This window comes from Dyella marensis, assembly GCF_049532885.1.
Taxonomy (GTDB): Bacteria; Pseudomonadota; Gammaproteobacteria; order Xanthomonadales; family Rhodanobacteraceae; genus Dyella_D; species Dyella_D marensis.
This window is the reverse complement of record NZ_CP064029.1, coordinates 2,756,155-2,779,907: the sequence shown is the minus strand read 5'-3', so window position 1 is coordinate 2,779,907 and position 23,753 is coordinate 2,756,155. Positions and strand designations below refer to the sequence as shown.

The 23,753-nt window shown below is 69.1% G+C and carries 21 protein-coding genes and 1 pseudogene; 19 read left to right on the top strand and 3 right to left on the bottom strand.

All coding sequences use genetic code 11. The features are described 5' to 3' along the window. Positions 1-349: 349 nt before the first annotated feature. Both ISN75_RS11900 and ISN75_RS11895 read right to left on the bottom strand, forming a co-directional pair. On the bottom strand, positions 350-2,461 hold the full coding sequence (locus ISN75_RS11900) for a TonB-dependent receptor family protein (RefSeq protein WP_423385056.1): 2,112 nt from the start codon (positions 2,459-2,461) through the stop codon (positions 350-352). Positions 2,462-2,490: 29 nt separating this feature from the next. Beyond that, positions 2,491-3,219, bottom strand: a complete 729-nt coding sequence (locus tag ISN75_RS11895; protein ID WP_167256210.1) for an HpcH/HpaI aldolase family protein — start codon at positions 3,217-3,219, stop codon at positions 2,491-2,493. Between the two features lie 185 nt (positions 3,220-3,404). Between ISN75_RS11895 and ISN75_RS11890 the strand changes: the two genes are divergently transcribed. The 19 genes and pseudogenes from ISN75_RS11890 (at position 3,405) to ISN75_RS11800 (ending at position 22,788) form a co-directional block, all read left to right on the top strand. Next, positions 3,405-4,502, top strand: a complete 1,098-nt coding sequence (locus ISN75_RS11890) for an XdhC family protein (RefSeq protein WP_343820258.1) — start codon at positions 3,405-3,407, stop codon at positions 4,500-4,502. After that, positions 4,499-5,098, top strand: a complete 600-nt coding sequence (locus ISN75_RS11885) for a nucleotidyltransferase family protein (RefSeq protein ID WP_168648722.1) — start codon at positions 4,499-4,501, stop codon at positions 5,096-5,098. The genes ISN75_RS11890 and ISN75_RS11885 overlap by 4 nt, the downstream gene beginning before the upstream one ends. 52 nt (positions 5,099-5,150) lie before the next feature. Beyond that, positions 5,151-5,594, top strand: a pseudogene (locus ISN75_RS11880) ((2Fe-2S)-binding protein); the annotation flags it as partial. Positions 5,595-5,701: 107 nt separating this feature from the next. Further along, positions 5,702-7,969, top strand: coding sequence for a xanthine dehydrogenase family protein molybdopterin-binding subunit (locus ISN75_RS11875; RefSeq protein ID WP_343820257.1), 2,268 nt, complete (start codon positions 5,702-5,704; stop codon positions 7,967-7,969). Beyond that, on the top strand, positions 7,966-9,291 hold the full coding sequence (locus ISN75_RS11870; protein ID WP_343820256.1) for a cytochrome c: 1,326 nt from the start codon (positions 7,966-7,968) through the stop codon (positions 9,289-9,291). Before ISN75_RS11875 ends, ISN75_RS11870 begins: the two co-directional genes overlap by 4 nt. A 290-nt stretch (positions 9,292-9,581) precedes the next feature. Further along, a complete protein-coding gene (gene moaA, locus ISN75_RS11865) occupies positions 9,582-10,565 on the top strand; it encodes a GTP 3',8-cyclase MoaA (protein ID WP_167256198.1) in 984 nt (327 codons plus the stop codon). Between the two features lie 54 nt (positions 10,566-10,619). Further along, a complete protein-coding gene (gene moaCB / locus ISN75_RS11860) occupies positions 10,620-11,600 on the top strand; it encodes a bifunctional molybdenum cofactor biosynthesis protein MoaC/MoaB (protein ID WP_343820254.1) in 981 nt (326 codons plus the stop codon). Positions 11,601-11,608: 8 nt separating this feature from the next. Then, positions 11,609-12,844 (top strand): gephyrin-like molybdotransferase Glp, encoded by a 1,236-nt coding sequence (gene glp, locus ISN75_RS11855; RefSeq protein ID WP_343820320.1) that lies wholly within the window; start codon positions 11,609-11,611, stop codon positions 12,842-12,844. Beyond that, on the top strand, positions 12,841-13,101 hold the full coding sequence (locus tag ISN75_RS11850; protein WP_343820253.1) for a MoaD/ThiS family protein: 261 nt from the start codon (positions 12,841-12,843) through the stop codon (positions 13,099-13,101). Before glp ends, ISN75_RS11850 begins: the two co-directional genes overlap by 4 nt. Positions 13,102-13,115: 14 nt before the next feature. Beyond that, positions 13,116-13,619, top strand: a complete 504-nt coding sequence (locus ISN75_RS11845) for a molybdenum cofactor biosynthesis protein MoaE (RefSeq protein ID WP_167256194.1) — start codon at positions 13,116-13,118, stop codon at positions 13,617-13,619. Further along, positions 13,603-14,175 (top strand): molybdenum cofactor guanylyltransferase, encoded by a 573-nt coding sequence (gene mobA / locus ISN75_RS11840; RefSeq protein ID WP_167256193.1) that lies wholly within the window; start codon positions 13,603-13,605, stop codon positions 14,173-14,175. The genes ISN75_RS11845 and mobA overlap by 17 nt, the downstream gene beginning before the upstream one ends. After that, the gene (locus tag ISN75_RS11835; protein ID WP_167256192.1) at positions 14,172-14,522 is read left to right on the top strand and encodes a hypothetical protein; all 351 of its coding nucleotides are present in this window, start codon (positions 14,172-14,174) and stop codon (positions 14,520-14,522) included. The genes mobA and ISN75_RS11835 overlap by 4 nt, the downstream gene beginning before the upstream one ends. After that, the gene (locus tag ISN75_RS11830; RefSeq protein ID WP_343820251.1) at positions 14,519-15,433 is read left to right on the top strand and encodes an extracellular solute-binding protein; all 915 of its coding nucleotides are present in this window, start codon (positions 14,519-14,521) and stop codon (positions 15,431-15,433) included. Before ISN75_RS11835 ends, ISN75_RS11830 begins: the two co-directional genes overlap by 4 nt. After that, positions 15,430-16,212, top strand: coding sequence for an ABC transporter permease subunit (locus ISN75_RS11825; protein WP_343820250.1), 783 nt, complete (start codon positions 15,430-15,432; stop codon positions 16,210-16,212). Before ISN75_RS11830 ends, ISN75_RS11825 begins: the two co-directional genes overlap by 4 nt. Continuing rightward, positions 16,212-17,207, top strand: coding sequence for an ABC transporter ATP-binding protein (locus ISN75_RS11820; RefSeq protein ID WP_343820319.1), 996 nt, complete (start codon positions 16,212-16,214; stop codon positions 17,205-17,207). The genes ISN75_RS11825 and ISN75_RS11820 overlap by 1 nt, the downstream gene beginning before the upstream one ends. Positions 17,208-17,285: 78 nt before the next feature. Beyond that, complete coding sequence (locus ISN75_RS11815; RefSeq protein WP_343820248.1) at positions 17,286-19,604, top strand: FdhF/YdeP family oxidoreductase; 2,319 nt, start codon at positions 17,286-17,288, stop codon at positions 19,602-19,604. A 5-nt stretch (positions 19,605-19,609) separates the two neighbouring features. Next, complete coding sequence (fdhD, locus tag ISN75_RS11810) at positions 19,610-20,422, top strand: formate dehydrogenase accessory sulfurtransferase FdhD (RefSeq protein ID WP_343820247.1); 813 nt, start codon at positions 19,610-19,612, stop codon at positions 20,420-20,422. Next, positions 20,419-21,342, top strand: coding sequence for a bestrophin family protein (locus ISN75_RS11805; protein ID WP_167256184.1), 924 nt, complete (start codon positions 20,419-20,421; stop codon positions 21,340-21,342). The genes fdhD and ISN75_RS11805 overlap by 4 nt, the downstream gene beginning before the upstream one ends. 75 nt (positions 21,343-21,417) lie before the next feature. After that, on the top strand, positions 21,418-22,788 hold the full coding sequence (locus ISN75_RS11800; RefSeq protein ID WP_343820246.1) for an FAD-containing oxidoreductase: 1,371 nt from the start codon (positions 21,418-21,420) through the stop codon (positions 22,786-22,788). A 95-nt stretch (positions 22,789-22,883) separates the two neighbouring features. Here ISN75_RS11800 and ISN75_RS11795 read toward each other — a convergent pair whose 3' ends face one another. Beyond that, positions 22,884-23,525, bottom strand: coding sequence for a TMEM175 family protein (locus ISN75_RS11795; RefSeq protein WP_343820244.1), 642 nt, complete (start codon positions 23,523-23,525; stop codon positions 22,884-22,886). Positions 23,526-23,753 lie beyond the last annotated feature (228 nt).

The following is a 23,753-nucleotide window of genomic DNA, read 5'->3' as shown; positions in this document are numbered from 1 at the left end:
TGCTCGGATGCCGGTCATGGCCGAAGCGCGAGAACGCGCGCAAGCCATCCACACGGCATCCTCGGCGGTCTGCCGAAGCGCTCGTTTCGACTGTGATGGCTGGGCCGGGCGGAACGCCTGGCTGGCTCGGTAGTGCTGCGGTCCGCTACCGGCAGGGCCGCGAATGCGCTGGTGCGTTCGCGGCGGGTTCTGGCTCGGCGCATCCCCGTGCTTGCATCGGCGCAGGAAGTTGCCGGAATCCTGAGCCGATGCGGCCGATCAATGGTGCATGGCGGCAGGTAAGTTTGGTGTCAACGCGCGGTTGCAGATGCAAGACACGATGCAAGGGCGTGCGCTGCATCACGCTGCATCAGAAGCTCAGTTCCACGCCTGCCGTCGCCGTGCGTCCCGGCGCCGGCTGGCGGCCCCAGGGGCTGGTGTCGATGCCGCGGTACCAGTAGCGGCGGTCGAACAGGTTGTTCACCGCCAGCGTGCCCTTGAGCGTGCTGCTGCCGGCGCGCATCAGCGTGCGCGTGAGCTGCATGTTCCATACCCAGTACGACGGCAGTTCGCCGACGGAGGCGATGGCGTTCTCGCGCACCGTGTTCGCCGCATCGCTGTAGGCGCGGCTGAAGTAGTAGCTGGTGAGCGCGACGACGGTGTCGCCCGCGCCGTAGCTGGCGCCCAGGTTCAACTGGTTGCGCGAGGTATACGGCACGCGCCGGCCGGCGTACTGGCCCGATGCCTGGCTGGCGTCGAGATAGGCATAGCCGGCGCTGAGCTTGAGCGCGCGCAGGCCGGGCGGGCTCCATTCCAGTTCCAGTTCCGCGCCCTGGTGGCGGGTCTTGCCCAGGTTGGCGTAGGTGCGCGTGGTGTTGTCGAGCTGGATCTGCTTGTCGAAGTCGATGCGGTACACGTCGAGGTTGATGCTGGTGCCTTCGGCCGGCGTATAGCGCGCGCCGGCTTCGTAGTTCCAGGCCAGCTCGGAGTCGAGATTGTCGCCGTAGATGATCTGCGTCACCTGCGGCGCGCGCAGGGAACGCTGCGCGTCGGCATAGACGTACCACTGCGAGCTGGCCTTGTAGCCGACGGTGAGGCCGGGCAGGGCATTGCGCACGTTGTTCTGCGTGGTGCTGCCGTTGGCGCGGTTGAGGTAGGTGGAATCGAGATGCTCGTAGCGCAGGCCGGGCGTGATGGTCAGGCGGTCGTTGAACAGGCCGACCGCATCGCTGACGTAGGCGGACCAGGCGCGGTCCTTGAACTGCCAGTTGCGCACGAGTGTGTAGACCCCGTTATCCAGGCCGGTATTGCCGACGAGGAAGTCGATGTCCTCGTGCACCGCGCGCACGCCGGCCGTCCACTGCTGCGTGACATTGCCGGAGTCGACATGCAGCGCAATGCGCGGCTCGCTGCCATAGACCTTGAAGCCGCGCGGCGCGCTCTGCAGCAGCTGCGGCGCCAGGTCGGGGCGCCAGGTCTCGCTGGCGAGGCGGCGCATGCCCACGATGAAGTTGCGCGTGCTGTCGGCGCTGAAGTTGCTCCAGGTGAACTGCGACTGGTCGAACGGGCCCCAGGCGCCGAGATCCTGCTGGTAGGTGAGCGAGGCGCGCGTGGTGCGGCCGGTGAAGCGGTCCAGCGGACGGGTGGCCTGGCGCGGGTTTTCCTCGTAGCCGGCCACCGACAGCGCGCCGGCCATGTCCATGTTCGCCACGTAGCGCTGCACGTCGGCCTTCAGCAGCTTGTCGTCGGCCAGCCACCATTCGGTGCGCAACCTTACGTTCTTCACGTCGGTGCCGCTGTGCTCGCGCCAGTACTGGCCCTTGTTCCAGTCGGCATCCAGCTGCAGGCCGAAGTCGGGCGTGAGGTAGCCGCCGGTGCTCACCGTGGTGTCGCGCAGGTAACGGCCCGCGCCGCCGGCGGTGATCTTCTCGCCCAGCGTGGTGGTCCAGCGCTCGGGGATCGGCTTGCTGACCAGGTTGATCACGCCGCCCACATTGTTGGGCCCGTACTGCACCGCCGCGCCGCCGCGCACGATGTCGATGCGGTCGACCTGGTTCATGGTCACCGGGAACAGCGACAGGCTGGTCTGGCCATACGGCGCCAGCGACAGCGGAATGCCGTCCTCCAGCACCTGCACGCGGCCGCTGCGGCTTTCGTACAGGCCGCGCAGCATGATCTGCGGTAGCACGCCGGTGCCGGTCTCGTCGAAGATCTTGATGCCCGGCACCTGCTGCAGGGCGTCGTCCAGCGAGCGGTTGGCGCCGGTGGCCAGTTCCTCGCTGCCGATCACCTTGCGGCTGCCGGCATAGGTGCGCACGTTCTCCTTCGACGACTGGCCCAGCACATTGCCCTGCACCTGCACGGCTTCGAGGTCGCGCGGCTTGTTCGGCGCGGTGGTGTCATCGGCGTGCGCGGCGGCGCACAGCGCGCAGGCGATGGCGAGGCCGAGGAGATGCAGGCGCAGGCGGGGAAGACCGGTCACGTAGCGATTCCAATGCGGGGAGTGAGGGATCAGGGTTCGCGCAGGGCGCTGGCGCGCTCGCGCAGGGCGGCGAGCAGCAGGCCGCGGTCTTCGCCGGCGAGCATCCAGCGCACTTCGCGGCGGGCCCAATGGCGCAGCTGTTCGTCGTTGCGCGGGTTGGGGCAGAACGGAATGCCGGCTTCGTCGCAGCACTCGGCGATGCGCAGCAGGCGTTGCCACACTTCGGCGTGCAGCGGCTGCGGTCCAAGGCCGAGGTCCAGCGCGAGATCCAGCGCGCCTTCCATCACCAGCGAGATGCCGGGGACGGCGAGGATCCGCGGCAAGGCGCGCACGCCGGCGTCGGTCTCGATCATCGGCACCACCAGGATGTCGCGGTTGGCCTGTTCGATGTAATCGGGCAGCGGCGTCTTGCCGAAGCCGGTGACGCGGCCGCCGGTGATGCCGCGCCGGCCCAGCGGCGGGAAGCGCGCGGCGGCGACGGCGCGTTCGGCCTGCTCGACCGTTTCCAGGCGCGGGATCACCACGCCCCTGGCGCCGGCATCGAGCACGCGGCCGATCAGCTTCTCGTCCACCTCCGGCACGCGCACCCACGGTGCGCAACCGCCCAGCTCGCAGGCGCGGATGGCGTGCTGCAGCTGGTCGGGGGAGACCAGCAGGTGCTCCAGGTCGAGCAGGACGAAGTCGTAGCCGGCATGGCCCAGCATTTCGCACAGCAAGGGGCTGGGTACGGATTGCAGGAGTCCAATCGAGCGCGGCATGCGAACCCAGGTCCGGTGGGAAGGTGCGCAAGCATAGGTTTAATGAGAATGATTATCAACAAAGTGCGTCCACGAGGCGTTGCCGATCGTCCGGATCCAGCTCCGCCAAGGCTTGCCGCGTTCGGGTTGCCAAGTATTAGACCGGACGACTAGCATGCTCGGGCTGACATGGCAGGCGACACCTCATGAATGCTTCGCAGGAGTTCCCCCAACTCTTTGCGGCGGTCCAGCAACTCCGCGCGCGCAGCACGCCCGAGCCGGCCGCACTGGCCACCATTGTCCGCACCAGCGGTTCCACTTTTCGCCGGGCCGGCGCCCGCATGCTGGTGCATGCCGACGGCGAAGTGACCTGCGCGCTCGCCGGCGGCTGCCCCCAGCGCGACATCGTGCTGCGCGCCCAGCGCGCCATAGCCGAGCGCACGCCCGCCCTGGTGCCGTACAACCGCGAATCCAATCTGGACGTGCTGATGGAAGTCGGCTGCGGCGGCGAACTGGACGTGCTGATCGAGCCGCTGGTGCAGCCGGACGATTTCCAGTTCTTCGACGTGCTGGCCCGGCTGCACGACGAACGCGCGCCGGCCAGCGTCGCCACCGTGTTCTCGCGCGACGGCGCGGTGCACACGCCGCGCCCGTGGCGGCTGATCCGCCATGGCGCCGGGCATTGGACCGATATCCCCGCGCCGCAGCTGGCCCGGCGCATCCATGCGCTGGCCGACGGCCTGCCGGCCCACGGCGGCGCCGTGCTCGAACGCGCCGAAATGGACGGCGCGCAGATGGACGTGCTGTTGGAAGCCTGGCGGCCCAAGCCCGCGCTGGTGGTGGTCGGCTACAGCGAATGCGCGCTGGCGTTGTCGCGCCTGGCGCATGGCCTCGGTTGGCAGACCACGCTGGTCGAGCATGTCGCCGCGGCGCGCGGCCAACTGGAAGGTGTCGGTGCGCAGCTCCATGCCGCGCCCGAAGCCTTGCCGGAACGGTTGCCGTTCGATCGCCAGACCGCGGTGGTGGTGATGACGCACCACTACGAACGCGACCTGGCCTACGTCCAGGCGCTCGCCCAGGTACCGCTGGCCTATCTCGGCGTGATCGGCTCGCGCGAACGCGCTGTCCGCATCCACCGTGCCGTATCCGCTTCCGCCACGGCCATCCATGCCCCGGCGGGTCTCGATATCGGTTCGGAAACCGCGCAGGAAATCGCCCTCTCCGTCGCCGCCGAAATCATGGCTGCGATGCGCGCGCGTTCCGGCGTGCGGCTCAGCCGCACCGACGGGCCGATTCATTCATGACCGGCGCGCGCACCCTCGGCATCGTCCTGCTCGCCGCCGGCGGCGCGGTGCGCTATGGCTCGGCCAAGCAATTGCTGCCGATCGACGGCGAGCCGCTGGTGCGCCGCATGGCGCGCGCGGCGCTGCAGGTGTCGCCGCGGGTCGCGGTGGTGGTCGGCGCCTATAAAGACGACGTCGAAGCCGCGCTCGATGGCCTGCCGCTCGATGCGGCCTTCCATGCCGGCTGGCCCTCCGGCATGGGCGGCTCGCTGGCCTTCGGCCTGGGACGCCTGCGCGAACGCCATCCGGAGCTGGCCGCCGTGATGGTGTGCTTATGCGACCAGCCGGCACTCGGCGCAACGCAGCTTCAAGCCTTGGCGAACGCAGCCACCGCTGACCTTATCGTCGCCGCGGACTACGGCGACGGTGTGCTCGGCGTGCCCTGCCTGTTCCCCGCGCGCTTCTTCCACGAACTGGAACTGCTGCACGGCCCGGAAGGCGCGCGCAGCCTGCTGATGGCTTATGCGGACCAGGTGCAGGCGCTGCCCATGCCCGAGGCCCGTATCGACATCGACACGCCGGACGACTACGAACGTTGGCGCACGGGCAGCGGATAGCCCGATCGAAGCCGTATCCCCGACATCGCCCATGCACAGACGCGGAGGCAACATGATCGTCCTGAATATCAACGGTGAATCCCGCTCGGTCGACGTCCCGGACGACATGCCCCTGCTATGGGTGCTGCGCGACGTGATCGGCCTGACCGGCACCAAGTTCGGCTGCGGCATCGCCCAGTGCGGCGCCTGCACGGTGCACCTGGATGGCGCGGCGGTGCGCTCCTGCGTGCTGCCCGTTTCCGCCGTGGGCAGCAAGGCCGTCACTACCATCGAAGGCGTCGGCGCCAGCGCGGTGGGCAAGAAGGTGCAGCAGGCCTGGCTGGATATCGAAGTGGTGCAATGCGGCTACTGCCAGTCGGGCCAGATCATGTCCGCCACCGCGCTGCTGGCGGCGACGCCGGAACCGAGCGACGCGGAGATCGACGTGGCCATGTCCGGCAATATCTGCCGCTGCGGCACCTATGTGCGCATCCGCGAAGCGATCAAGCAGGTGGCGACCGGCCAGAAGGTGGCGCCGCAGACCATTCCCAACGTAGCGCCAACAGCCAGCCCGGCTGCCGCGGCCGCCGCGCTGCTTTCCTTCGTTCGCGTGGAGGACGTGGCATGAACGCGCGCTTCGGCAACCCCCCGGGCGAAGGCCGGCCCGACAACCCCTCGCGCCGCGAAGCGCTGAAGCTGGGCGGACTCGTGGTCGCCTTCCTGTGGCTGGGCGGCGGCGCCAAGGTGCTGGGCCGCGCGGTGGCGCAGGGGCCGGTGGCGGCGGGCGATCCCGCGTTCGCGCCGAATGCGTTTATCCGCGTCGGCGCGGATGGCTCGGTGCATCTGGTGATGCCCAGCATCGAAATGGGGCAGGGCGCGTACACCGGCCAGGCCACCTTGCTGGCCGAAGAGATGGACCTGGGGCTGGACCAGATCGTGGTGGAGCACGCGCCCGCCAACCGCAAGCTCTACGCCAACCCCCTGCTGGGCGAGCAGGCCACGGGCGGCTCCACCACCATCCGCTACTGCTGGACCACGCTGCGCCAGGCCGGCGCGGCCGCGCGCACCCTGCTGGTCAACGCCGCCGCGGCCAAATGGAAAGTGGACCCCGCGCAATGCACGGTGGCGCGCGGCGTGATCAGGCACGAGGCGAGCGGACGCACCGTGGGCTACGGCGAAGTGGCCAATGCCGCCGCGCAATTGCCGGTGCCGGAAAAGGTGCAGGAAAAAGACCCCTCCGCCTTCGCCCTGATCGGCAAGCCGCTGCGCCGCGTCGATACCGCCGGCAAGGTCGACGGTTCGCTGCAGTTCGGCATCGACCTGCGCGTGCCGGACATGAAGATCGCCACGGTCAAGGCCTGTCCCACCTTCGGCGGCAAGCTGGTGGCGGTGGACGACAGCCGCGCGCGCCAGGTGCCGGGTTTCGTGGCGGTGCTGAAGATCGCCGATGCGGTGGCCGTGGTGGGCGAGCACTTCTGGGCCGCGAAGCAGGCGATGGAAGCGCTGGATATCACCTGGGACCACGGCCCCAACGCGCATTACTCCACCGAGCAGCTGTTCAAGGACCTGGCCGAGGCCTCGAAGAACGGCACGCCGATTCCCGGCAAGGCGGTCGGCAACGTTGACGGCGTCAAAGGCAAGGCGCTGGAAGCCACCTACCAATTGCCCTTGCTCGCGCACGCCACCCTGGAGCCGCAGAACGCCATCGTGCACGTGCGCCCCGACGGTTGCGATATCTGGACCGGCACCCAGGTACCGGCGCGCTGCGTCGATGTCGCCGCCAAGCTCACCGGCCTGAAGCCGGAAACCATCGTGGTGCACAACCAGTACATGGGCGGCGGCTTCGGGCGGCGCCTGTTCGAGGACCCGGTCGAGCAGGCCGTGGCCTTCGCGCGCCAGGTGAGCTATCCGCTGAAAGTGGTGTGGACGCGCGAGGAGGACATCGCGCACGACCGCTTCCGCCCGGCCTACTACGACCGCATCGCCGCCACCCTCGGCGACGACGGCAAGCCGCTGGCGTGGACGCACCGCATCACCAGCGGCTCGGTGCTCGCCACCTTCGCGCCGGGTGCGATGGCCAAGAACGGCATGGACTCGGACGCGATCGAATGCGCCGCCGACCTGCCGTACGAATTCCCCAACGTCAAAGTGGAATGGGTGCGGCACGACCCGCCGGACGGCCTGCACCTGGGCTGGTGGCGCGGCGTCGGTCCCGTGCACAACGTGTTCGTGATCGAGAGCTTTATCGACGAGCTCGCGCATGCCGCGAACAAGGACCCGCTGGCCTATCGCCGCGACCTGCTGCAGAAGAACCCGCGCGCCCTGGCGGTGCTGAACCTGGCTGCCGAAAAAGCCGGCTGGGGCAAGGGCAGCCTGCCGGCGCGCGTCGGCCGCGGCGTGGCGGTGGCGGCGCCGTTCGGCAGTTATCTGTGCGTGATCGTCGAGGCGGAGGTGTCACCGCAGGGCGAGGTGAAGTTGCGCCGCGCGGTCGCCGCGGTCGACTGCGGCGTCGCGGTCAATCCCAATACGGTGGAGGCGCAGATCCAGGGCGGCCTGATCTTCGGCTGGACCACCGCGCTGTACAACGGCATCACGCTGAAGAACGGCACCGTGCAGCAGCACAATTTCAACGACTACCGCATGATGCGCATCAACGAGACGCCCGCGCTCGAAGTGCATCTGGTCGACAGCAAGGAAACCCCCGGCGGCATCGGCGAGACCGGCACCGTGATGGCTTTCCCCGCGCTGTTCAATGCCGTGTTCGCCGCCACCGGCGTGCGGCTGCGCAGCTATCCCATCGACCGCGCCGCGCTGGTGCAGGGCGCCGAGGCGCTCAAGGCCGTGGTCACCCAAGCGTCCGATCATGGCCAGGCGCAGGAGGGCAAGGTATGAAACTCGTGCGCGCTGTATTGGCGCTGGTCGCCATCGTCATCGTTGCCGCGGTGGCCTTCACCGCCTACGCCTGGTTCATCGTGCGCGACGGCAAGGAAACCGGCGCACCGCAACCGGCGGTTGCCGGTGCGCCGGCCAGCATCACCGACCCGATCGCGCGTGGCGAATACCTCACCCGCGCGGCCGATTGCGCGGCCTGCCACACCGTGCCCGGCGGCCAGCCGTTCACCGGCGGCCTGGCCTTCAAGATGCCGTTCGGCACGATCTACTCGACCAATATCACCGCCGACAAGGAAACCGGCATCGGCGACTGGAGCGACGACGAGTTCGTGCGCGCGCTGCATGCCGGCGTGGGCAAGGATGGCCAGCCGCTGTATCCGGCTTTCCCGTACACCTCGTATACGGCGCTCAGCCGCGATGACGTGCTTGCCATCAAGGCTTATCTGTTCAGCCTGCCGCCCAAGCATGCGCCGGCCACGCCGAACGAGCTGTCGTTCCCGTTCAACCAGCGCTGGGGCTTGAGCGTGTGGAACGCGCTGTTCCTGAAGAAGGAGCGCTTCCAGCCGGTGCAGGGCAAATCCGAGGCATGGAACCGCGGCGCCTACCTGGCCACGGCGCTGGGGCATTGCGACGAATGCCATACGCCGCGCAATGCCATGTACGCGCTGAAGAGCAGCCAGGCCTTGTCCGGCGAAGTGCTGCAAGGCTGGAAGGCCTACAACATCACGCCCGACAAGACTTATGGCATCGGCAACTGGAGCGAGCAGCAGCTGGCCGATTATCTGTCCAAGGGCCATGCCAGCGGCCGCGGCACCGCTTCCGGCCCGATGGGCGAAGTGGTGCAGAACAGCCTGCAATACCTCAGCCAGGAAGACATCGCCGCGCTGGTCACCTATCTGCGCGAGGCAAAACCGCAACAAGGCAATGCGGGCACGGAGGTGAACGAGCGCCCGGCCCTGGCCTTGGCGTCGACGGCCAACGCTCCGGGTGCGGAGGAGCTGGCGCAGGGCGGCCTGGGGCAGCACCTGTTCCAGGGCGCCTGCGCCGCTTGCCATGCGTGGAACGGGCAGGGGCGGCAGGTCGAGGCGGCGGCGCTGCTGGGGACACAGGCGGCCAACGATCCGGAAGCGCACAACCTCACCCAGGTGATCCTGCAGGGCTCGACCTTGCGCACCATGCATGGGGAGGCTTCGATGCCGTCCTTCGGCCAGGCCTATACCGACGCGGAGGTGGCCGCGCTGGGCAACTTCGTGCTGGTGCACTTCGGCGGCAAGCCGGCGACGCTGACGGCGGACGAAGTGGCAAAGCGCCGCACGCCGTAGGTTGGGGTGAGCCAAGGGCGAACCCCAACACCACGATGATCATGCGCGCTGCGTTGGGGTTCGCCTCTCGGCTCACCCCAACCTACGCTGGCGCGTCCGGCATGGTGCGGGACATAAAACGCTTGGTGTAGCAGCCTCCCAGCGCCCATACTTCAACCTGTGCATGAGCCACCGCCGAAGCCTGCGGCTCGTGCGTCCAGACGGGATGATTGTTAATTGAACGTGATGCCTTCCATGCGCCATCCGCGAGGGAAAACGCGCGCGCTTTTGCGAGGCGCGGGAGCGGCGTCATGAACGTGCTGTCCGATCGCTATGGCCGCCACTTCCCCTATCTGCGCCTGTCGATCATCCCCGCCTGCAATTTCCGCTGCACCTACTGCCTGCCCAACGGCTACCACGCCGACCCGGCGGCCACCGCACCGCTGACCTTGGCGGAAATCGCGCGCCTGCTGCGCGGCTTCGCCGCGGTGGGCATGCACAAGCTGCGCATCACCGGCGGCGAGCCGTCGGTGCGGCACGACCTGACCGAGGTGCTGCGTACCGCCGCCGCCATTCCCGGCGTGCGCAAGCTGGCGATGACCACCAATGGCACCTTGCTGTCGCGCCGGCTGGGCGAATGGATGGACGCGGGGCTCAACGCCATCAACGTGAGCGTGGACAGCCTCGACCGCGCCAGCTTCGCGCGCATCACCGGCCACGACCGCCTGGACGACATCCTCGCCGGCATCGACCAGGCCGTGGCGGCGGGCCTGCCGTCGGTGAAGCTCAACGCCGTGCTGCTGCGCGACGTCAACGACCATGAGCTGCCCGCGTGGCTCGACTATCTGCGCGACCGCCCGGTGGGCCTGCGCTTTATCGAATTGATGCAGACCGGCGACACGCTGGCCTTCTTCCGCGAACGCCACGTGCGCGCCGAAACGCTGGAAACGCAACTGCAGGACGCCGGCTGGGAACTGCTGCCGCGCGCCGCCGATGCCGGCCCCGCGCGCGAATACCGCCACACCGGTTACGCCGGCCGCATCGGCATCATCGCGCCGTATTCCAAGGATTTCTGCGCCGGCTGCAACCGCCTGCGCGTCACCGCCACCGGCGACCTGCGCCTGTGCCTGTTCGGCGAGTTCGGCATTCCGCTGCGTCCGCTGCTGCAGCAGGACGACCAGCTCGAAGCGCTGGTGCGCGCGATCGGCGGCCAGCTGGTGCGCAAGGAAGAGACGCACCACCTGCACGAAGGCCGCACCGGCATCACACCTCATCTGGCATCCACCGGAGGCTGATCCATGCTCGAACGCGATACGCGCGTCACCCCGCTCTTATGAGTGCCCGCTCTTATGAGTAATTTCCATATGGCCGACGTGCGCCGCAAGCGCGCCACTGCGCGGCGCGCCGTGGCTGTCGGAGAGTTGTACGCAGGCAACGCCTATGAAGATCTCGCGCATGGCCGCCTGCCCAAGGGCGACGCCATCGCCATGGCCCAGATCGCCGGCCTGCAAGGCGCGAAGAACGCATCGCAGCTGATGCCGCTATGCCATCCGCTGCCGCTGGAATACATCGACCTGCGCTGCGAGCGCGTGCCGGAACGCCAGTCCATCCGCGTGTACTGCGAAGTGGCCACCTTCGCCCGCACCGGCGTGGAGATGGAAGCGCTGGCCGGCGTCAGCGCGGCCCTGCTCACCTTGTACGACCTGACCAAGCCGGTGCAGCCGGCCTTGTCGATGGGCGGCACGCGCCTGCTGTTCAAGGAAGGCGGCAAGAAAGGCCTGTGGCTGCATCCGGACGGCATGAGCGATGCCGAGCGCGAACACTATCGTCCGCGCGCATCCGCCGGGCTTGAAGGCGTAGCCGCTGCCGTGATCACGCTCAGCGACCGCGCCAGCCGCGGCGATTACGAAGACGTCTCCGGCCCCTTGCTGGTGGAACGCCTGCGCGCGCTCGGCGCCGAGGTCGGTGCCGCCGAACTGCGTCCCGACGAGGAAGAAGGCCTGGCCGCGCGCCTGCGCGAACTCGCCGCCGATGGCACGCGCCTGGTGCTGTGCACCGGCGGCACCGGCCTGGCGCCGCGCGACCGCACGCCCGAAGCGCTGGCGCGCGTGGCCGACCGCCACGTCGCCGGCATCGGCGAACTGTTCCGCAGCGAGAGCGGCCGCCATACGCCGATGGCCTGGCTGAGCCGCGCCGACGCGGTGCTGGTAGGCGGCACCCTGGTGATCGCGCTGCCCGGCAGCGCCAAGGCGGTGGCCGAAGGCATGGACATTCTCGCGCCGATCCTCAAGCACGCACTGGACATGGCGGCCGGCGGAGGCCACGCATGAGCCACCAGCTGCTCGAGCCGGACGAGGCCGTGCGCATCGTCCTGGAACACTGCACGCAGGCGCCGGCGGAAGATTGCTGGAGCGAACTGGCGCTGGGGCGCGTGCTGCGCGAGCCGGTGGTCAGCGGCGCCGCGGTCCCGCCGTTCGACAACTCCGCGATGGACGGTTATGCGCTGGGCGGCGGCGCCGAACCCTTGCCGGCCGGCAGCGAATGGCTGGTGGAAGGCGAGCAGGCGGCCGGCGATGCCATGCGCGGCCGCGCGCGCGGCGCCTGGGAAATCATGACCGGCGCGGCGATGCCCGAGGGGCTGGACCGCGTGATCCCGGTCGAACAGACCGAACGGCTGGAAGCGCCCCACCGCGTGCGCCTGCTGGCCGACGTGGCGGTGGGGCAGAACGTGCGCCTGGCCGGTTCGGACGTCGCCATCGGCGAGACCGTGCTGGCCGCGGGTACGCTGCTGGGGCCGCAGCATCTGATGCTGCTCGCCTCGCTGGGCGTGGCGAAGCTCAGCGTCACCGCGCGTCCGCGGGTAGCGGCGCTGTGCACCGGGCGCGAACTGGTCGACGACCCCGCCGTGCCATTGGCGCCGGGGCAGATCCGCAACTCCAACGGCCCTTTCCTCGCCGCGCGCATACCCGCGGCCGGTGCCGAACTGGCGCACGCCGAAACGGTGGGCGACGACGTCGACGCCTTTCTCGATGCGGTCGACCGCGCCCGCGCGGCCGGCGCGCGCATCATCATTTCCACCGGCGCCGTGTCGATGGGGCGCTACGACTTCGTGCCGGTGGCGCTGGAACGGCTGGGCGCGCAGGTGCTGTTCCACAAGGTGGCGATCCGCCCCGGCAAGCCGCTGCTGTTCGCGCGCCTGCCGGACGGCACGCTGTTCTTCGGCCTGCCGGGCAATCCGGTCGCGGTGGCGGTGGGCCTGCGCTTCTTCGTGGAGCCGGCGCTGCGCGCGATGCTCGGCCTTGCGCGCGAGCGGCCCTGGCAGGTGCCGCTGGCCGCGCCCTTCGTCAAGAAGCCGCGCCTGCATTTCTATCTGAAGTCGCAACTGGCGGTGGACGAGCGCGGACAGCTGTCGGCCATCGCGCTGCACGGCCAGGAGTCGTACCGCATCCGCCCGCTGGCGGATGCCAATGCCTGGGTGCATATCCCGCTCGATGCCGGCGAGCTGCCTGCTGGCACCTTGGTCGAGGTCCATGGGCTGGGCCATCTGGAAAGTCCGTCGTGGGGTCGCGCATGAAAACCCGGATCGCCCTGTACGGCGCGCTGCGCGAAGCGGACGCTCGCGGCTATCTGGAACTGGACGTGCCGCCCGGCAGCAGCATCGCCGAGCTGCGCGAGCTGCTGGCGGCGCATCTGCGCGAGCATGCGCCGCAGGTGAATGCGGGGCTGGTGCGCATCTCGGCCTTCGCCAGCGCGGAGGAGATACTGCACAACCACCGCGAGGTGCCCGAGGGTGTCGAATTGGCGGTGCTGCCGCCGGTCAGCGGAGGTTGAGCGTGGAAAGCGTGATGGACGATCTGCACCTGGCGGTGGTCGAACGCGCCGAGGCCGCGCTGGACGTGGCCGCTGCGCTGGACTTCGTGTCGGACCCGCGCTTCGGCGGTATCGCGGTCTTCGTCGGCAAGGTGCGCGACTTCAATGTCGGCCGCCACGTGGTCGGCATCAGCTACGACCTGTTCGTGCCGCTGGCCCTGCGCACCTTCCAGGCCATCGGCGAACGCGCGCGCGCCGAGGTGGGCGCGCCGCTGAAGCTGTACATCGCCCACGCCAAGGGCGACCTGGGCCTGGGCGACCTCGCCGTGGTGGTTGCCGCGGGCACGCCGCATCGTGCCGAAGCGTTCCGCGCCTGCCGGCTGGCGATCGAAGCGGTCAAGCACGAGGCGCCGATCTGGAAACAGGAGCATTACGTCGACGGCGACAGCGCCTGGAGCGAAGGCTGCTCGCTGTGCGAAGCCTCGGCGGAAGAAACGCACGACACGGCCGGGCATGGCGGTCATGGGCACGCCCACTGAGCCGCCGCGCTGCCTGGGCGTGGTGCTGGCGGGCGGGCTGTCCTCGCGGATGGGACGGGACAAGGCGCTGCTGTCCTGGCGCGGCAGGCCGCTGATCGAGCATCAGCTCGAGGTGTTGCGCGAAGCCGGTGTGGACGAAGCGCGCGTCAGCGGCATGCGCCCGGATTACCAGGGTGTCGCCGATGCCACGCCGCAGGCGGGGCCACTGGGCGGCTTGGCTGGCATCGCGCAGGCGGTGATCGGCGATGCCGACCTGCTGGTGATTCCAGTCGACATGCCGCTGCTGCAAGCCAACCTGCTGCAGCGCTTGCGGAGCGAGCAGCCGCAGGCATCCAGTGTCTCTTTTGCCGGCCACGTGCTGCCGCTGCGCTTGCGCCTGAATACGCGCAGCCGCGAGGCTTTGGCGGAGCTGATGTCGCGCGACGACCCGCGCCGGCGCTCGCTGCGCGCCCTGCAGTCCGCGCTCGGCCACGTGGAGCTGGCGCTGGGTGCCGGCGAAGCCGCGCAGCTGGCCGACTGCAATACCGAAACCCAATGGAACGAGGTGGCCGGATGAAGGTGCAGCTGCAGGGCCAGACATTGCGCCTGCGCATCGACGAAGCGGAGCTGGCGCAACTGCTGGGCGGCGCCGCGGTGGGCAATCGCACGCGCTGGCCGGATGGCCGGCTGGAAAGCCAGCAACTGATCCTGGGCGATGCCCATGGCTGGCAGCGCCATGCCGACGGTTGGCAGGTGGCATTGAATGGCGCCGACGTGCGCGCCTTCGCCGCGCGCCTGCCCAGCCGCGACGGTCTGGAGCTTGCCTTGCCGGTACCCGGCGGCGAGCCGCTGCAACTGTTGTTCGACGTGGACGTGCGCGACAGCGTGCGGCAGCGCCGCGGCAAGAAGGAGGAGGGGGCATGAAACGCGGATATCGTCTCCTGGCGCGCTGGCTGTCGCCGCTGCTGTTGCTGTCCGCCGCGGCGGTGCTGGCAACGGACGCGCCGGTGCTGCGCGTGGCCTACGCCGGCTCGATGGGCGTGGTGATGGACCAGTCGCTCGGCCCGGCCTTCGCCAAGGCGCACGGCGCGCGCTTCGAAGGCGTGGGGCAGGGTTCTTTCGCGCTGGCACGCCTGCTGGCCGGCAAGCAGATGCAGGCCGACGTGTTCGTCGCCATCACGCCGCCGCCGATGAAGGTGGTGCGCGATGCGGGGCTCGCCGGGCGCGCGGTGCCGGTGGCGAGTACGCGCATGGTGGTGATCTATGGCCCCAAGAGCCGTTTCGCCAAGGATTTCGAAGCGGCGGCCAAGGGCAGGAAGACCTGGTACGAAGTGTTGCGCCAGTCCGGACTGCGCATCGGGCGCACCGATCCCGCCGTCGATCCGCAGGGCGCCAACGCCTTGCTGACCTTGCAGCTGGCCGAGACCTATTACCACCAGCCCGGTCTGCTGAAGGACATCGCCGGCGAGCTGCAGAACCCGCAGCAGATCTTCGCCGAACCTTCGCTGATGTCGCGCCTGGAGGCCGGCCAGATCGATGCCGCCGTGGGCTACGCCAGCGCGGCGTTCTCGCATCATCTGCCCACTATCGATCTGCCCGACGAGATCAACCTCGCGCAGCCGTCCCTGCAGGAAGCCTGGTATGGCAAGGCCAATCTCACCCTGGCCGACGGCAAGGTGCTGAAGGCGCAGCCGCTGGTGTTCTATGCCGCCGTGCTGACCGATGCGAGGCAGGCGCAGCTGGCCGCCGACTTCGTGCAGCTGCTGCAGTCGGCTGCGGGGCAGGCGATGCTGCGCGAACGCGGCTACGACCCGCCGCACGGCGAGGCGCTGTGAGCTCAGCGACCGGCATGGCGCGCTATCGTCCGCGGCTTTCCGCGCTGCCGGCGGCGCTGGCCTTGCTGCTGCTGGCCACGCCGTTCGTCGGCCTGCTGCTGGCCACCGACTGGCGGCATTTCGGTTTCGCGCATGGCGACGGCGGCGCGGTGCGCGTGTCGCTGGGCTACAGCCTGATCGCGCTGCTGCCGATCGTGGCGCTGGGCACGCCGCTGGCGTGGTGGCTGGCGCGGCATCGCGTGCGCGGGCAATGGCTGGTTGATGCGCTGCTGCTGGTCTCGCTGCTGACGCCGCCGCTGGCGATGGGCCTGCTGCTGGCGTCGATATACGGGCCTTATGGCCCGGCCGGCCATCTGCTGGAACGCGCCGGCGTGCTGCTGACCAATTCGGCGCCGGCCTTCATCCTGGCGCAGTTCTACGCGGCGCTGCCGTATTACGTGATGGCCGCGCGCACCGCTTTCGAAGGCGTGCCGCGCGAGCTGGAACAGATCGCGCTCACGCTGGGCTATTCGCCCTGGCGCAGCTTCGTCCACGTCAGCCTGCCGCTGGCGCGGCTGGGGCTGGCCGCCGCGGTGGCCTTGGCGTGGGTGCGCGCGCTGGGCGAGTTCGGCGCGGTGCTGATCGTGGCGTATTACCCGCAGGGCATCCCGGTGAAGCTGTGGGTGAACCTGCAGGACATCGGCCTGGATGCGGTGTATCCGCTGCTGTGGGTGTTCTTCCTGGCGGCGCTGCCCTTGCCGCTGGTGCTGGGCATGGCCGTGCGCAGGCGCCTGGCGTGATGCGCATCGATTACCGCATCGAGCAGCCGGTGGCGCTGCACGCCAGCTTCGAGGTGGCCGGCTTCACCGTGCTGCTGGGTGCGAGCGGCGAGGGCAAGACCTTGCTGCTGTCGGCGATCGCGGGGCTGATCGGGGCGCGCGGCGAACCGTTCGACGGGCTGCCGCCGCAGCAGCGTGCGGTGGGTTATCTGCCGCAGGGCCACGCGCTTTTTCCGCACCTGCGCGCGTGGGAGAACGTGGCTTTCAGCCTGCGCGGCGCGCAGCGGCGAGCGCAGGCGCTTCAGTGGCTGGAGCGCGTGGGCATGGCCGATCTGGCCGAACGCTGGCCGGCTTCGTTGTCCGGTGGGCAACAGCAACGCGTGGCCTTGGCGCGCGCACTCGCGCGCAAGCCGAGCCTGCTGCTGCTGGACGAACCCACCTCGGCGCTGGACCCGGTCACGCGCGACGAAGTGCTGGCCGAACTGATTGCCGAAGTGCACGAGGCCGGCATTCCCGCCCTGGCGGTGAGCCACGATCCGGCGCTCGCCGCGGTGGCCGACCGCCTGGTGCTGATGCACGGCCGCCGCATCGTGCAGATCGGCACGCCCGAAGAGGTGCATGCGCAACCGGCGAGCGGCGCGGTGGCGCGGCTGCTGGGGTTGCGCAACGTGCAGCGCGGCCGCGTCGTCGGCTCGCCCGGGGCGCAGCGCCTGTCCTGGCCCGAAGCCGAAGCCAGCCTGCCGCTGGAGACGCCGTTGCCCGATGGCACCTTGGTCGATTGGCATATCGCGCCGGCGGCGGTGCGGCTGCACGATCAGTCCGTCGCGCCAGCGGGTGCCATTCCCGCCGCGTTCGAACTGCGCCAGACCGCGCCGCACCGCAGCTATCTGGGCATGCGTTGCGGCCAGGCGCGGTTGTGGGTGGAACCGCCGGCGGGCTACGAGTTGCCGGCGGCAAGCGCGGTGTCCTTGCCGCCACCGGCGATCCGTTGCTGGCCCGTGGAAAACGGCAGCTAGACATGCGCATCCCTGGCCCGTATCCGGCAGCGGGCCTATCATCGCCTCGATCGACGACATGCACGACGCGGTAACCCCATGAGCGCCCACCCCAAAGACAGCGACCTCGACAAAAGCATCCAGCCCTACGACGGCCCCGCCGGCGGCTGGGGTGCGCTGCGCGCCGTGGCCAAGGCGATCCGCGACCAGATGGCGGTGGCGCGCTCGGTGGAGGCGCTGCAGCGCGCCAACAAGCCGCTGGGTTTCGATTGCCCCGGTTGCGCCTGGCCCGATCCGCGCCACACCTCCTCGTTCGAGTTCTGCGAGAACGGCGCCAAGGCGATCACCTGGGAAGCGACGTCCAAGCGCACCACGCCGGAGTTCTTCGCGCAGCACACGCTGTCCGAACTGTGGGAGTGGACCGACCACGCGCTGGAAGACCAGGGCCGCCTGACCCACCCGATGGCGTACGACGCGGCGCAGGACAAATACGTGCCGGTTTCCTGGGACGAAGCCGCCGCGCGCATCGGCGCCGCGTTGCGCGCGCTGCCCGATCCGACCATGGCGGAGTTCTACGCCTCCGGCCGCGCCTCCAACGAGGCCGCCTTCCTGTACCAGCTGTTCGCGCGCGAATACGGCTGCAACAACTTCCCCGATTGCTCGAACATGTGCCACGAGGCCTCCAGCGTCGGCCTGCCCGAATCGATCGGCGTGGGCAAGGGCACGGTGCAGCTGGAAGACTTCGAGCATGCGGATGCGGTGTTCTGCATCGGCCACAATCCCGGCACCAACCATCCGCGCATGCTCGGCACCTTGCGCGAGGTATCGCTGCGCGGCGTGCCGATCGTGGTGCTGAACCCGATGCCCGAGCGCGGCCTGGAACGCTTCACCTCGCCGCAGGACCCGGCCGAGATGCTGACCGGCCGTTCGGTGCCGATCGCCACCACGTATTTCAAGCCGAAGATCGGCGGCGACATCGCCACCATGAAGGGCATCATGAAGTGGCTGTTCGAAGCCGACGCGGCGGATCTGGCCGGCGGCGGCAAGGGCGTGCTGGATCGCGGCTTCATCGCCGAACACACCACCGGCTTCGAAGCGCTGCGCGACGACGTGCTCGCCACCTCGTGGGACAGCATTGAGCGCGCCTCGGGCCTGAGCCACGCCGAGATCGAAGTGGCGGCCGGCATCTACGCCGCCGCCGAAAAGGTGATCTTCTGCTATGGCATGGGCATCACCCAGCATCGCCACGGCGTGCAGAACGTGCAGCAGTTGCTCAACGTACTGCTGCTGCGCGGCAACCTGGGCAAGCCCGGCGCCGGCATCTGCCCGCTGCGCGGCCATTCCAACGTGCAGGGCGACCGCACGGTGGGCATTACCGAAAAACCCAGCGCCGCCTTGCTCGACGGCATCCGCCGCGTCTACGGCTTCGAGCCGCCGACCGCGCATGGCCACGATGCGGTGGCCGCGGTGCGGGCGATCGGCGAAGGCCGCTCCAAGGCGCTGCTGTGCCTGGGCGGCAACCTGGCGGTGGCGATGTCGGACCCGCAGGCAACCTTCCCGGCGATGCGCAAGCTCGACCTGGTGGTGCACGTCGCCACCAAGCTCAATCGCTCGCATCTGATCCCTGCGCGCGAGGCGTTCCTGCTGCCTTGCCTGGGCCGCACCGAGATCGACCTGCAGGCCGCCGGCCCGCAGTCGGTGACGGTGGAAGACTCCATGTCGATGGTGCATGCCTCGCAGGGCCGGCTGCGGCCGGCGTCGGAGCATCTGCGTTCGGAGCCGGCGATCGTCGCGCTGCTCGCGCGCGCCACGCTGCCGCAGTCGAAGGTGGACTGGGAAGGCATGGTGGCGGACTACGACCGCATCCGCGACGGCATCGAGGCGGTATTCCCGATCTTCGCCAACTACAACGAACGCGTGCGCCAGCCGGGCGGCTTTCACCTGGAGAACGCCGCCGCGTTGCGGCGCTGGAACACGCCTTCCGGCAAGGCGCGCTTCCTGCTGGCCAAGGGGCTGGACGAGGACGCGCCGGCACCCGCCGATGTGCTGCGGCTGGCCACCATCCGCTCGCACGACCAGTACAACACCACCATCTACGGCTACAACGACCGCTACCGCGGCATCACCGGCCGGCGCGACGTGGTCTTCGTCAACCCGGACGACCTAGCCGAGCGCGGCCTGCGCGAAGGCGACCGCATCGACGTGGAAGCCAGCGCCGCGGACGGCACGCCGAACGGGCGCGCGGTGCGCGGTTTCGTGGCGGTGCCGTTCGGCATCGCGCGCGGCTCGGTGGCGATGTACTTCCCCGAAGGCAACGGCCTGCTGGCGCTGGACGAACACGATGCGCGTTCCGGCACGCCGGGCTACAAGTCGATCCCGGTGCGGTTGTCCGCATCGCGCGAACCGGCGGAGGCCTGACCGCCATGCCGCGCTCCGGACTCGCGCGCCGCCATGTCACCGTCCGCCAGGGCAACGACCTGCGCCAGGGCGAGGACTGGCTGGCCGAGGAAGCGCCGGTGGAGCTGCGCTACAACGGCGAATCCTTCGCGGTGATGATGGCCACGCCGGCGGACCTGGAAGACTTTGCCTACGGTTTCTCGCTGACCGAAGGGCGCGTGGCGCGCGCGGGCGATATCCGCGGCGTCGCCATCCACGAGCAGCTCGAAGGCTATGTGGTGGACGTCGACGCGGGCGAAGTGGAAGGCGTGGACGAGGACTCCGCCCGCCTGCTGCCGGGACGCAGCGGTTGCGGCCTGTGCGGCAGCCGCCATCTGGAAGACGTGCTGCATCCGCTGGCTCGCGTGCCGGACGGTCCGCTGCTGGAGCCGCATGCGCTGGAGCGCGCGCTGGAGGGTCTCGCGCCGCACCAGCAGCTCAACAGCCAGACCGGCGCGGTGCACGCCGCGGCATGGGCATCGCCAGCCGGCGAGATCCTGCTGGTGCGCGAGGACGTCGGCCGCCACAACGCGCTGGACAAGCTGCTCGGCGCCTTGACCCGCGCCGGCACCGATCTGCGCGGCGGCTTCGTGCTGGTCACCAGCCGCGCCAGCTACGAGATGGTCACCAAGGCGGCCAGTCTCGGCGTCGGTGTGCTCGCCGCGATTTCCGCGCCGACGGCGCTGGCGGTGACGCTGGCGCAGTCCTGCCATCTGACGCTCACCGGCTTCGTGCGGCCCGGGCGCCATGTGGTCTACAGCCATCCGCAACGCCTCAGCGACATGGCGCAAGCGCCATGATCATCCGCCCCACCCACAGCCATTCGGTGCGCACGCTGCTGTTTGCGCTGAAGGGTTCGATCATCCCCATCATCTGGCCGCGCGTGCTCTATACCGTGCTGCTGTCGCTGGCGGTGGTGCTGGCCGACTGGAAAGGCGTGGCGTTGCATTTCCGGCTGGACGCGGCGCCGCTTACCTTGCTGGGGCTGACCCTGGCGATCTTCCTGGGCTTTCGCAACACCGTGGCCTACCAGCGCTGGTGGGAAGGCCGCTCGCTGTGGGGCGAGCTGGTGATCGCGACGCGCAACCTGACGCGGCAGACGCTGTCCTTCCTGGCGGATGCGCCGCTGCAAAAGCGCCGGCAGCTGGTGCACGCGCTGATCGGCTATACGCATGCATTGCGCCATCACCTGCGCGGCACCGATCCGGAGGCGGACCTGCGCCGCTGGCTTCCGGCCGATATCTGCGCCGTCGCCATCGCCGCGCCCAACCGGCCCAATGCGATTCTCGGCATGCTTGGCGAGGCCTATGCCAAGGAGGCGCGCGCAGCGGGCGTCGACGGCATGCTGCTCGCGTCGATGGACAAGGAACTCAACACGCTTTCGCACGTGCTCGGCGGTTGCGAACGGATCAAGGGCACGCCGATTCCGTTTGCCTACATCCTGCTGCTGCATCGCACGGTGCACGTGTACTGCTTCATGCTGCCGTTCTGCCTGATCCATCCCTTCGGCTGGCTCACGCCGGTGGCGGTGGGCGTGCTGGCGTATACCTTCTTCGGCCTGGATGCCATCGGCGAGCAGATCGAGGACCCGTTCGACCTGCTGCCGAACGACCTGCCGCTGGATGCACTCAGCCGCACGGTGGAGATCAACCTGCGCAGCCTGCTGGGCGAGACCGAACTGCCGCCGCCGCTGCAGCCGGAAGACTACGTGCTCACTTAGCACAGACGTACACCGATCCTTGAACGCCGGCGGGCGATGATCCGCGCCTGCCGCCTTGTCCATGAGGAAGTTGCCATGAATCAGCGCTTCGATGCCGTCGTAATCGGCGCCGGCCAGGCCGGCCCGCCGCTGGCCGAACAACTGGGCAAGGCGGGCCGGCGGGTGGCGGTGATCGAGCGCAAGCTGGTCGGCGGCACCTGCGTCAATACGGGCTGCATCCCCACCAAGGCGATGGTGGCGAGCGCTTACGTGGCGCATATGGCAGCACGGGCGCATGAGTATGGCGTGCGTGCCGAGGCGGCCGCGCAGGTCGACATGCAGCGCGTGTGGGAACGCACCCAGGGTATTTCGGGCAAGTCGCGCAACGGTGTGGAGCAATGGCTGAGTGGCATGGCCCAGGTCAGCTTGCTGCGCGGGCATGCACGTTTCGAATCGCCGCACAGCCTGCGCGTGGGCGAGGAGCTGATCGAGGCGGAATCGTTCTTCATCAATGTCGGCGGCCGCGCCGCGGTGCCGGATTTTCCCGGCATCCACGACGTTCCCTTCCTCACCAACACCGGCATGATGGCACTGCGTGAATTGCCGGAACATCTGATGATCGTCGGCGGCAGCTATATCGGCCTGGAGTTCGGGCAGATGTTCCGCCGCTTCGGTTCGAAGGTGACCATCGTCGAGCGCTCGGAGCGCTTCCTGCCGCGCGAGGACGCCGACGTGGCCGATGCGGTGCTGGCGATGCTGCGCGGCGAAGGCATCACCGTGCACCTGGGTGCCGAATGCATCGCGCTGGAAGGCAAGGCCGGCGCCATACGCATCAAGGCGCGCGGCAACCAGCTATGCGAACAGGCGGTGGGCACGCATCTGCTGCTGGCGGTCGGGCGCCGGCCGAACACGGACGACCTGGGCCTGGAGCGGGCCGGCGTCGCCATGGACGAGCGCGGCCATATCAAAGTCGACGACCACGGCCGCAGCAGCGTGCCGCATATCTGGGCGATGGGCGATTGCAACGGCCAAGGTGCGTTCACCCATACCTCGTACAACGACTACGAGATCGTCGCCGATGCCGTGCTGGGGCAGGGCAGGCGGCGCATTTCCGACCGCATCCAGGCCTATAGCCTGTTCACCGATCCGCCGCTGGCGCGGATCGGCATGAGCGAGCAGGAGGCACGCAAGTCGGGCCGCGAGGTGCAGGTGGGCACGCGGCCGATGGCGCGGGTCGGGCGCGCGGTCGAGCGCGGCGAGACCACCGGTTTCATGAAGGTGGTGGTCGACCGCGCCAGCAGGCAGCTGCTGGGCGCGGCGATCTTCGGCATCAACGGCGACGAGGCCATCCATGGCCTGCTGGATACGATGTACGCCAAGGCGCCGTATACGACGGTGTCGGAAGCGGTGCATATCCATCCGACCGTGGCCGAGCTGCTGCCGACCACGCTGCAGAGCCTGAAGTAACGCAGGTTGGGGTGAGCCGAAGGCGAACCCCAACATCGCATCGGATGGAGCCTGCCGCATGATTGTTGGGGTTTTCACCCCAACCTGCGCCGACGCTACGCTACCGCATCGGCGCGGCGCGCCAGCTTGCCGGAGATGAAGCGCACGCCGACGCCGGCCACGCACAGCAGCACCGCCGCCAGCTTCATGTGCGCGCTGAACAGCGCCACCGCACCGAACAGCACCGCCACGAACAGGTCGCGCAGCAGCCAGCTCCAGGCGCGCGGCGCGGGCACGTCCGGCGCCAGCTTGCCGATAAACGAGGCATAGCCCCAGGACGCGGCCAGGCACAGGTAATTGGCCATCAGCGCCAGCGCATAGATCAGCATGCCTTCACCGGATTCGCCGTTGGCGGCGGTCAGCACCACGCGGATCACCACCGGCATCAGCGACACCATGCTCAGCACCGCGAGAGTGAGCAAGGTCATTGGCGTGTCGACGTGGCGCAGGTGGGTGAGCACGCGGCGGTGCTGCATCCAGACGCCGCCGACGATGAAGAAACTGAGGAAGTAGATCAGCAGCGGAGTGGCCCACTGGGCGATCAGGCCGTGGGCGCCGGCGGCTTCCTCCGGTTTCAGTTCCACCGCCGACAAGGTGAGCGCGATCGCGAACACGCCGTCGGACAGCATCACCAGGCGGTCGAAATGACGCTGGTGCACGTGATGCTCCCGCACGGGCAGCTGATGATTGGATTCCACGTTGAGCTTCCCCCTGGTTGAGGCGGTCATGATGCACTAGTGGGTGGGGGAATCGTAAGGTGTTGCGAGGGGGAGTCCTTCGCCCCTCCGGGGAGCACGCGGGGAGCGCACAGGGATGTGCGCGGCTTTCCTCGCTCATCAAAGCCGGGCACATCCCTGTGCCCTCTTCGCGTAGGGGAGCGAGGAAGGTGGCGGCAGCCGGATGAGGGGGGCTCTAGCGGGAGCGCT

Bases quoted from the DNA above. Each gene is read 5' to 3' on its own strand.
- ISN75_RS11895 (WP_167256210.1), bottom strand. From the start codon at position 3,219: ATGCCGCGCTCGATTGGACTCCTGCAATCCGTACCCAGCCCCTTGCTG.
- ISN75_RS11890 (WP_343820258.1), top strand. From the start codon at position 3,405: ATGAATGCTTCGCAGGAGTTCCCCCAACTCTTTGCGGCGGTCCAGCAA.
- ISN75_RS11885 (WP_168648722.1), top strand. From the start codon at position 4,499: ATGACCGGCGCGCGCACCCTCGGCATCGTCCTGCTCGCCGCCGGCGGC.
- ISN75_RS11875 (WP_343820257.1), top strand. From the start codon at position 5,702: ATGAACGCGCGCTTCGGCAACCCCCCGGGCGAAGGCCGGCCCGACAAC.
- ISN75_RS11870 (WP_343820256.1), top strand. From the start codon at position 7,966: ATGAAACTCGTGCGCGCTGTATTGGCGCTGGTCGCCATCGTCATCGTT.
- moaA (WP_167256198.1), top strand. From the start codon at position 9,582: ATGAACGTGCTGTCCGATCGCTATGGCCGCCACTTCCCCTATCTGCGC.
- moaCB (WP_343820254.1), top strand. From the start codon at position 10,620: ATGAGTAATTTCCATATGGCCGACGTGCGCCGCAAGCGCGCCACTGCG.
- ISN75_RS11850 (WP_343820253.1), top strand. From the start codon at position 12,841: ATGAAAACCCGGATCGCCCTGTACGGCGCGCTGCGCGAAGCGGACGCT.
- ISN75_RS11845 (WP_167256194.1), top strand. From the start codon at position 13,116: ATGGACGATCTGCACCTGGCGGTGGTCGAACGCGCCGAGGCCGCGCTG.
- mobA (WP_167256193.1), top strand. From the start codon at position 13,603: ATGGGCACGCCCACTGAGCCGCCGCGCTGCCTGGGCGTGGTGCTGGCG.
- ISN75_RS11835 (WP_167256192.1), top strand. From the start codon at position 14,172: ATGAAGGTGCAGCTGCAGGGCCAGACATTGCGCCTGCGCATCGACGAA.
- ISN75_RS11830 (WP_343820251.1), top strand. From the start codon at position 14,519: ATGAAACGCGGATATCGTCTCCTGGCGCGCTGGCTGTCGCCGCTGCTG.
- ISN75_RS11820 (WP_343820319.1), top strand. From the start codon at position 16,212: ATGCGCATCGATTACCGCATCGAGCAGCCGGTGGCGCTGCACGCCAGC.
- ISN75_RS11815 (WP_343820248.1), top strand. From the start codon at position 17,286: ATGAGCGCCCACCCCAAAGACAGCGACCTCGACAAAAGCATCCAGCCC.
- fdhD (WP_343820247.1), top strand. From the start codon at position 19,610: ATGCCGCGCTCCGGACTCGCGCGCCGCCATGTCACCGTCCGCCAGGGC.
- ISN75_RS11805 (WP_167256184.1), top strand. From the start codon at position 20,419: ATGATCATCCGCCCCACCCACAGCCATTCGGTGCGCACGCTGCTGTTT.
- ISN75_RS11800 (WP_343820246.1), top strand. From the start codon at position 21,418: ATGAATCAGCGCTTCGATGCCGTCGTAATCGGCGCCGGCCAGGCCGGC.